Here is a 6,771-nt window from a genome sequence, read left to right as displayed (position 1 = left end):
CAGCAACCGCGACGACCTGTGCAGCGGAGGGGGATCGGGAGCGTGCGTCAGCCACGTGACGCGGTACGTGTGGTCCGGCGACCAGGTGCTGTGGGAGCTGCGGCTGGACGCGGAGGACAGGTTCGACCTGGAAGCCGTGTCCACGACCGGGCTGTACCACGGGCGGGTGAGCTACTTCCACGCCGGCGGCATCGACCGCCCGCTGGTGATCCGCAAGGAGGGAAGCCCCACCATCATCCCGCACGAGAACTGGCGCGGCCAGTTCGCGCGGGGCACCTACACCAGCGGCGCGGTGAGCGACTGCACCGGCCAGACCACCGGGTGCACCAACATCAACTGGCCCGGCTACCGGACCACCGCCCGTCACGCAAGAAGCGGTGGCGGCCCCGACATCCGGACCTGGTTCGGCGGCCTGGTGGATGGCATGCGCGACGCCAGCGGCCAGATGTACATGCGCAACCGCTACTACGACCCCGGCACGGGCCAGTTCACGCAGACGGACCCGATCGGGCTGGCGGGCGGGCTGAATGCCTACGGGTTCGCGGCAGGGGACCCGGTTTCATATTCAGATCCGTATGGGCTCAAAGCGGATTCAATCTACGTAACGGGGAGCCCTCAATTCCGACGGGCCGTCATCGGAGGACTCTTGACCCTCGCCCGCACTCAGCCGTGGTTTGGTGCTGTTTACAACGTAGTCGCTGCTTCTCCCCGCTTCAATGTTCGGATTCACGAGGATCAGACAAGTTCGTCTTGCGTAAAGCGCGGCCAGATGTCGGTAAACTGCCAGTTTATGGCCGACCGCCGGAATGCGATAATCGTCCTCGGCTCCAACCCTGACGCAACGAGCCTTGCGAGAGGGGCTGGACACGAGATCATTCACGCCTTTGGAGACTTGGCGAAGAACAACGGTGCAGTGCAGTTTGATCCAGACTGCGGCCTGCCTGACAGTTCTCCCAACGGTTGCGTCGAGTACTACGACGATCAAAACCGTGATGTGCTGAGGCTGCCAAATACCAACGATCCGGAAGGAAAAGAATACGCCGAAGAACACAACCTGCCACCTTCCTAGTCAGCCATGAAACCGAACACAACCGAGTTCCGGAAGCGAAAAGCCACTCATAAGGCGTGGTTTGCAATCCTTATTTGTCTCGCGTTCGCACCTGCTTGCCGTCAGGGATCACCCGCCGCCAGCCCGCTAGAAGGGCAATGGATGCTCCGGATGGAGACGACGGGTGGTTTTGATGGCCGCCCTTACGTCAGTCGCGGGATCTTGGTTCTCCATTCCGAACTGCCGCGCTACCCAGAGGACCCGGAGCCGAGCGATTCCACGATTGTCGGCCGTGCATACGTCAATCTTTCTTCGGCAGGGCTAAATGCCGAAGATCTTTTCCAAGAGGGACCAGGTGCAGACCGGATCGAGACGGTGCATGCGTTCCTTCGTGGCACTCGAGTTGTCATCCACTTGGCACCATACCTCAAAGACGCTTCACCAATCATGACGGGCAACCTCACGGGGGATGGCATTGCGGGCACATGGCTCTCCACTGTCGAGAACGCGGCTCCAGTTCAGGGTTCATTCACCATGAAGCGTGAACGGACGCAGCAGTATTCCGACTCAGCTGCGACCCGGGCGACCAGAGGTGTTCGGGATTGGAACGGATCGTAAGCCGATCTGGCGATTCATCGCGCATATGTGCTGATGTTACCGGGATCAGCGAGGGAACCAATCAAACCAACCGCGGCAAGTCCTGTGAGCAAATTGCAGATACACACGTGTACGCGAACGACTATGCTTCGGCGGAGCATTGACGCCGCCCGCGGGACGGCGCTGGCACTGCTGCTCCTGGCCGGGTGCGGAAGGGACGGCGGGGGCTCAGCCGCCGAGCAGACGTCGCGGTACATGCTTCCCCAGGCGTCTGGCGTGCATCTTGGGATGAGCTGGGGCGAGTTGCAGCGCACCCGGCCGGCGTCCGCGACCGCGAAGGGCTGTTGAGCGAAGCGACCACCAGCGGGACCAACGAGTACCTGTTCCGGCAGGACAACCGTGAGCCGGAACTGGGCAGCACGCGCGGCTCGCTCGCGGTGGGTACGCATGCGCCCGCGCCCGGCTTCCGCCGGTAGCGGTGATCCAGCCCGAACCGTCGCAGAAATCGAGTCTCGATGGACGTCACTCGTAGGCGCCCCCGCTGTATCCAGCACGCGCGAGGTCCCCGCGCGAGGTGTCATCCCCGCACGATCCTACCGGGTGCTTACCTGGAGGCCACCCGGCGCCACGCTCACCCTGGAGTACTCCGTGGGCCGGGCACCGCCCGGTGGCCCCAGCATCCTGGCGACCGTTCGCGCCCCCGTAGAGGTGCGGCGCATCGGCCCCATCCGATCCGGGTGAGGCCGTTCTCACGCAAAGCGATCGGCGGCTTGGTGGACGGCATGCGCGACGCCAGCGGCCAGATGTACATGCGCAACCGCTACTACGACCCCGCCACCGGCCAGTTCACGCAGACGGACCCGATCAGGCTGGCGGGCGGGCTGAATGCCTACGGATTCGCGGCGGGGACCCGGTCACATACAGCGATCCGTACGGGCTCTCACCGGAGGAGGATGGCGAGGACTGCTGCCGGAAATTCCTGATGCGCCTCGGAGAGATCACGCGCGGGGCCTCAGCTCACGCAGTGCTCCGCGAGTATGGCGATGAGATCGCCGCCGCCGCTGACAGGAGGGGAGTTAATCCTGGGTTGATCAAGGCCATCCTTCACGAAGAGATGACTCATCAGATGCCTGGGGAGGACTTTGCCGAGGCAATCGGCATTGGCTCAACCATTGGGTTGGGCCAAGTCACGGAAGGGAAACACGGCTACACTCGACGTGATCTGATGGATCCTGCGGTGAACATCCAGGCAGTTGCAACCCATCTACGTTTTGTGACCGCTGAAGACCCAATCAACCCGGACAGACTCGTTGCATCATGGGCGACAAGTTACAACTGTAACTCCTGCACATCAGTCAGCGAGTACGGCACCCGGGTAGAGAGGTACTACCAGCGGTGGTTCTCCAACGAACGTTGACTGACGAACACGTCGAAACCAAAAGAACCGGGTGCAGGCATCCGAAGGAGATGATATGTCGCGAGTATGGACACTGATGTTGGCGATATTTGGACTTCTGGCATTCGCTGGCGCGGCGCTGTCTCTGTCGGTGTTACCAGATCAGACCGCGGAATTCAGCAGGGAGCCGGAAGACGTCTACCTCGCGATATTTTGGGCGATATCCTGCTTTCTCCTCGGCGCCTTCATGGTTGCCGCCGCCCTTCGGGCCCATCAAGGCCGGCGGCGGAACCGACTGCGCGACTATATCGCTGCAGCGCTAACTATCGGGATCGGAATGCTACTGGTCATCATGGGGGGCCTCAGCACTGTAGACGCGCTGTGGCTCATCCCGCTGGGGCTTTGCTGCATCGGAGCGGCTGTCGCCTACCTGCGCCATTCTCGGCCGGTACACTAACGAACTGAACACATCGGGTGTTCGGACTTTCTGCACCGTGCCGGTGGCACACACGAGCCGTACGAAATCGAGAGGAACCGGAGATGCGCCCGTGTGGCGCCTTGGGGCGTACACGCGCTGATCGCTCACGAGTTCGGGCACGCCTACCATTTCCTGAAGCACGGGGACGGACAGATACAGGCGCCCGCGATCCGTTCTGAGAACCTGCTCAACCGTGCCTTGGGTAGACCGGCCCGGTCCGAACGCTGCCGCCCCTGAGGGCTGTGGTGGGCGGCGATCCGAGCACGCCCGCTGGACACTTGGGGGGCCAAGACGATCGTCGGGTTCATCGCAGGCCTTGGCTGTTTGGCATTCCACCTCCAATGGATGTACGACTGGGGGAGCGAGCGCCACCTGGAGCTGCCGACGGCACTCGTCCATACGATCACCTTATTGAGTCTGAACGCGCCGCTGTACCTAACCGCTATCGGCACCCTCGTTCTACTCCGGCGACTGTGGCTTTTTCGCGGGCGGCGCCAGCGGCACCCGTGAGCAGTGTATTGGGCATACCCCTGGTATTCGTTCACCCGTTGCGCCGAGTTCCGAACGAATCGTAGCGGCGCCGAGTTGCGGGATAGTGGTGAGCGCCCGCGCCGACGCGTACTGCAGGACCTGCCGCTCGATCTCGGCGTCCACCTACGCCAGTTGCGAGCGCACCCACGCTAGCGCTCAAGAAGATCCAGAATCTCCCGGCGGCGCTCGTCGCCCGGGCGGTCAGCGCCACGCTCGAGCGCGCGCCGCCTTCCGCAGTTCCCGCACCTTCTCGCCGTAGTGGCCCCGCGAAGCTTTCCGGATCACCAGGCACTCGCGCAGCAGGTCGTTCTACTCGGCGGACCAGCGCCTGCGCTACTACCAGGAGAACGTGCTGAACGGCGGCACCTCGGTGACCAGGGCGGGGGTGTGGGAGGAGTACCGCTACGATCCGCTGGGGCGGCGGGTGCTGGTGCGCAGCAACCGCGACGACCTGTGCAGCGGAGGGGGATCGGGAGCGTGCGTCAGCCACGTGACGCGGTACGTGTGGTCCGGCGACCAGGTGCTGTGGGAGCTGCGGCTGGACGCGGAGGACAGGTTCGACCTGGATGCCGTGTCCACGACCGGGCCGTACCACGGGCGGGTGAGCTACTTCCACGCCGGCGGCATCGACCGCCCGCTGGTGATCCGCAAGGAGGGCCAGCCGACGAGCGTCCGGAGCGGCTCCGCACCGTTCTGGCGGCTCAACGTGCTGAACCCCAAGAGCTCTTTTGACTGTGCTGATGGCGCTTCCCCCGTTTCCCATGTCGTTCGCGGACGCGCCCGTGCCGTACACGGTGGTGCTGCTGTGCCTGGCAGCGGGCGTGGCGGCATCCATCCGCCTACACTGGCTGCTGAGGCAGTCCCGGCACGATCGAATCGACCTGCGGCCAAGGGACAGCGTATTTGGGGGACGGTCGTGGATCTGGCAGCAGAACGTGCTGGATGCGCGCAACTATCGTCCGGGGACTGGCGGCGCCATCGTCCGCCGGCTGCTGCAATGCATGGTGATGCAGGTCGTGAGCTTCATGGCGGCGATCATCGCCGCGTTCTGGGCGATGCTGTAACACGATAACGCACCCAGACGCCCACTCGCGGGGGAAGGCCGGCAGCGGCACGGATCCGGAGGCCTGATTGACGGGATTCGGACAGATCCCCACTCGCGGGCGCATGGAGCCCCCCGGAGTAACGGTCCACGCGAGTCCCCGTCGCATCGGCTTCTGTCGGATTGAACGCGGTCGATCCAAACAAGTGATTGGCCCGCATTGCGTTACGGCGTTAGATTGATGGCGGCCCTGCGCGTATGCGCCCGCGCCGGCCGGGTGATTCTCCGGCAGTCTCGCGCGCGGTGGCACCATGCGAATCTCCCGGTTCCTGCTCCCCTACGCCCTGGGCGCCGTCTCGGTGCTCGCCATGGCGGTCGCCGCCGAACGCGCCTCTCCGGGCGCGCTGGGCCGCGCCGGCGGCACCCTGCGCCCGGGGGTCCCGCTCCCCGGCGCCGTCGCGGACGGGGCGCCCGCCGCGGAGGCCGTTCCCGCCCCCGCCGCTGATCCCCCGCGCGACGTGCCGTTCGGCGTGGGGCCCGACGCGCCGGTTCCCTCCCCCGCCATCCCGCCGGTAGCGCCCCCGGCGGGGGCATCCGGGCTGGGGCTGCTGATCCCCGTGCAGGGAGTGGGCGCGGCGAGCCTGGTCGACACCTACGAGCAGTCGCGCGGGCAGGGCCGGCGGCACGACGCCATCGACATCATGGCCGCGCGCGGCACGCCCGTGATGGCCGTGGCCGACGGCGTGGTGATGAAGCTGTTCCAGAGCGGGCGCGGCGGCATCACGTTGTACGAGCTGGCGCCCGACCGCCGCACCATCTACTACTACGCGCACCTGGACCGCTACGCGCCCGGCATCGCCGAGGGGCGGCCGCTGCGCCGGGGCCAGGTGCTGGGCTACGTGGGCAACACGGGCGATGCGGGTCCCGGCAACTACCACCTGCACTTCGAGGTGTCGACCACCGCCGACCCGCGCAAATACTGGGGCGGCGTTCCCGAAAACCCGTATCCGCTGCTGCGGTAGGCCCTGTCCTGCAGACGGTGTCGCCATGCTTTTCACCGCGATTGACTTCCTGAGAGGGTGTTGCTACCCCCCCAATCCACAAAGAAGCGATGACTTCCTGAGGGAGCGCACCACGTGCAACCCGGTTCCATACAACCGCCTGCGCGCGACCGAAGGACCTGCTCTCCGGCGAGGCGGGGCCGGCTTCATGCCGCGGGACCAGCCCGTCGTTCTGCTGGCGAGGTCCTTCGGTCGGCGCCAAGGTGCAGTGTACACGCGAGGTACGGGGCGGCGCCTCCCTCAGGAAGTCAATCACAGGGTCAGGTTTAGCAACACCCTTTGAGCTCGACTTTGTCCAATTCGAAGTCTTAGGGCGGCGGCAGGTCTCGCCAAAACACCCGTCCAGTTTACATTGGGTGCATGTGCCTACCTGCCCCTGCGATCGCGATCGGATTTGCTGAGTTCGAGGCGCTCATCGTCTCGTTCTCACCTCTTTTCACGCAGCCTACCTTCGCCAATGCGCGCCAATTGGTCATCGGCGCGCTGCTGTCACCCGGCAGGCGCACCGTCACCGCGGCACTCCGCATCTCCGGCCTGGAGGCGCAGCGCACCTTCCAGAACTATCACCGCGTGCTCTCCCGCGCGCGCTGGAATGCGCTACAGGCCAGCCGCATCCTG

The 6,771-nt window shown here is 65.1% G+C and carries 8 protein-coding genes; all 8 read left to right on the top strand.

Translation table 11 applies throughout. The features are described from left to right. Positions 1 to 1,069: RHS repeat-associated core domain-containing protein (locus VGC13_RS15755; protein WP_331126226.1), on the top strand; the 1,069-nt coding region annotated here is incomplete at its 5' end. A 150-nt stretch (positions 1,070 to 1,219) separates the two neighbouring features. Next, on the top strand, positions 1,220 to 1,666 hold the full coding sequence (locus tag VGC13_RS15750) for a hypothetical protein (protein WP_331126225.1): 447 nt from the start codon (positions 1,220 to 1,222) through the stop codon (positions 1,664 to 1,666). A gap of 323 nt (positions 1,667 to 1,989) precedes the next feature. Continuing rightward, positions 1,990 to 2,121 (top strand): hypothetical protein, encoded by a 132-nt coding sequence (locus VGC13_RS15745; protein ID WP_331126224.1) that lies wholly within the window; start codon positions 1,990 to 1,992, stop codon positions 2,119 to 2,121. A 39-nt stretch (positions 2,122 to 2,160) separates the two neighbouring features. Further along, a complete protein-coding gene (locus VGC13_RS33445; protein ID WP_349264222.1) occupies positions 2,161 to 2,628 on the top strand; it encodes an RHS repeat-associated core domain-containing protein in 468 nt (155 codons plus the stop codon). Continuing rightward, positions 2,628 to 3,062: a hypothetical protein gene (locus VGC13_RS15740; RefSeq protein ID WP_331126223.1), complete on the top strand. Its 435-nt coding sequence runs from the start codon at positions 2,628 to 2,630 to the stop codon at positions 3,060 to 3,062. Before VGC13_RS33445 ends, VGC13_RS15740 begins: the two co-directional genes overlap by 1 nt. Before the next feature lie 1,728 nt (positions 3,063 to 4,790). Further along, entirely contained in the window at positions 4,791 to 5,114 is a 324-nt protein-coding gene (locus tag VGC13_RS15735; protein ID WP_331126222.1) for a hypothetical protein, read from the top strand. 289 nt (positions 5,115 to 5,403) lie between these two features. Then, positions 5,404 to 6,114: a M23 family metallopeptidase gene (locus VGC13_RS15730; protein WP_331126221.1), complete on the top strand. Its 711-nt coding sequence runs from the start codon at positions 5,404 to 5,406 to the stop codon at positions 6,112 to 6,114. Between the two features lie 399 nt (positions 6,115 to 6,513). After that, on the top strand, positions 6,514 to 6,771 hold a 258-nt coding region (locus VGC13_RS15725; protein WP_331126220.1), incomplete at its 3' end, for a transposase.

The organism is Longimicrobium sp. (assembly GCF_036399255.1).
Lineage (GTDB): Bacteria > Gemmatimonadota > Gemmatimonadetes > Longimicrobiales > Longimicrobiaceae > Longimicrobium.
This window is presented reverse-complemented; position numbering and strand designations above follow the sequence as displayed.

What these genes read in the sequence shown, in the direction of transcription:
- VGC13_RS15750 (WP_331126225.1), top strand. Translation starts at nt 1,220, where the DNA reads ATGGAGACGACGGGTGGTTTTGATGGCCGCCCTTACGTCAGTCGCGGG.
- VGC13_RS33445 (WP_349264222.1), top strand. Translation starts at nt 2,161, where the DNA reads ATGGACGTCACTCGTAGGCGCCCCCGCTGTATCCAGCACGCGCGAGGT.
- VGC13_RS15740 (WP_331126223.1), top strand. Translation starts at nt 2,628, where the DNA reads ATGCGCCTCGGAGAGATCACGCGCGGGGCCTCAGCTCACGCAGTGCTC.
- VGC13_RS15730 (WP_331126221.1), top strand. Translation starts at nt 5,404, where the DNA reads ATGCGAATCTCCCGGTTCCTGCTCCCCTACGCCCTGGGCGCCGTCTCG.
- VGC13_RS15735 (WP_331126222.1), top strand. Translation starts at nt 4,791, where the DNA reads ATGGCGCTTCCCCCGTTTCCCATGTCGTTCGCGGACGCGCCCGTGCCG.